The organism is Luteibacter sp. P4_E6 (assembly GCF_056401535.1).
On record NZ_JBFUJE010000671.1, the window covers coordinates 1 to 1,884 of the forward strand.

The following is a 1,884-nucleotide window of genomic DNA, read 5'->3' on the forward strand; positions in this document are numbered from 1 at the left end:
GCCCGTACGCGGGCCACGATTACCGCCGCCACCGCCGTCGAAGCGTGCGCCGCCGCCGGTACGATTGCCGTCGGCACGACCCGGACCGCCCTGGCCCGGCGCGCGATTGCCGCCGCCTGCACCCGGGCCGCCAGCACGGCCGGCCGGACGCGGACCACGGTTGCCCGGTGCGCCGCCTGCTGCATTTCCGCCACCGGTGCGGCTGTCGCCGGCAAACCAGGTGCGAGGCGACGGCAGTTCCTGGCCCGGCGCGACGCGACGCGAGCGCTGGCCACCGGCCGCACCACCGCCCCGCTCGGGACGAGCGACATTGCCGTTTACTTCGCGGCGCGGTGCGCCGCCCTGGCCACCGCCGCCACCCGGGCGACCACGACCACCGCCAGCGCCACCCCGGCCGCCACGCGGATTGTCATCGCGCAGGCGATCGAAAGCGGTGAGCTCACGGGCTTCGTCGTGACGACCCGAGCTCCAGGCACCTGCCGGACGACCGTCCGGCTTGTACTCGGTCACATGACGCGGGGCGCGACGCTGATGCACGACGGCGCTCAGGGTGAGTACGGCGCCCGGGGCGCCGAGGCCTGCGCGCGTGCGCAGTTCCTTGATTGCGGCTTCGTCGAGATTGTCGCTGTCGCCGCGACGGAGGGCGCGCGGAAGTTCCACGGTGCCGTAGCGGATGCGCTTGAGGCGGCTGACCAGGAAACCCTGCGAATCCCACAGGCGACGGACTTCGCGGTTGCGACCTTCGCGAATGGTGACGCGGAACCAGCTGTGGCTACCGCCGCGGCTGATCGTGGCGATCTCGTCGAAGCGGGCCGGGCCGTCTTCGAGTTCGACACCCGCCTTCAGGCGTTCGATGGTCTCGTCGGGCACCTCGCCATGGACACGGCAGAGGTACTCGCGCTCGAGGCCGCTCTTGGGATGCATCAGCGCGTTGGCGAGTTCGCCATCGGTGGTGAGCAGGAGCAGGCCGGTGGTGTTGATGTCGAGGCGACCCACGGCGACCCAGCGCGCACCCTTCAGGCGCGGCAGCTGTTCGAACACGGTGGGACGGCCTTCGGTGTCTTCGCGAGTCGTTACCACGCCTTCCGGCTTGTGATAGACGATCACTTCGGCGTCGTTACGGCTGTCGGTGGCGACGACGAACTGCTTGCCGTCGACGACTACGCGATCACCGGCATGGACGCTCGAGCCGATGGTGGCGGCGGTGCCGTTGACTTCGACTTCGCCCGCCTGGATGCGCTGTTCGAGCATGCGGCGCGAGCCGAGGCCGGCGTTGGCCAGGACTTTGTGCAGGCGCTCTTCGAGCACGGTGCCATCGTCGGGACGGCTTTCGCCGCGCTTAAGGGATAGAACGGAACGTTGCGGCGCACTCATGCGCGTGACTCCTCAGTATCTTCTTCGGCATCGTCTTTGGCGACGTCGCCTTCGGGGTTCTCTGCCTCTTCGGCAGTGGCGGAAGCCGCGGCGACGTCGTCGCCGGCAGGCAGCTGGTTCGCGATCTCGACCTCATCGTCCTGTGCGGACGGGGCCTCGATGGCGGGTGTTTCTTCGATCGTCATGGCCTCAGCCACGACATCATCGGTGTCTTCGGTATTCGTGGGGCTTTCGTTGTCCGGATCGATCGACAGGGTGGCACCGACGCGTGCGTGCGCGGGAATGCCATCACCTTCGAACCGCAATTGCGGGTTGATGTCTTCGAGGTCGCGAATCTCCGAAAGCGGGGGCAGGGCATCCAGCGACTTCAGGCTGAAGTAATCGAGAAATCCCCGGGTGGTTCCGAACAGGGCCGGCTTGCCGGGAACATCGCGATGACCGACGACGCGGATCCATTCGCGTTCCTCGAGCGTCTTGATGATGTTCGAGGAGACCACCACACCACGGATC

2 protein-coding genes are annotated in these 1,884 nt (G+C 67.9%); both read right to left on the minus strand.

Going from position 1 to position 1,884, the window contains the following annotated elements; translation table 11 throughout:
- Positions 1-1,374, minus strand: a 1,374-nt coding sequence (locus AC1DT2_RS22205) for a pseudouridine synthase (protein WP_477298780.1), incomplete at its 3' end; no start/stop codon positions are given.
- A partial coding sequence (gene scpB, locus AC1DT2_RS22210; protein ID WP_477298781.1) for an SMC-Scp complex subunit ScpB occupies positions 1,371-1,884 on the minus strand: 514 nt, incomplete at its 5' end. The genes AC1DT2_RS22205 and scpB, both read right to left, overlap by 4 nt.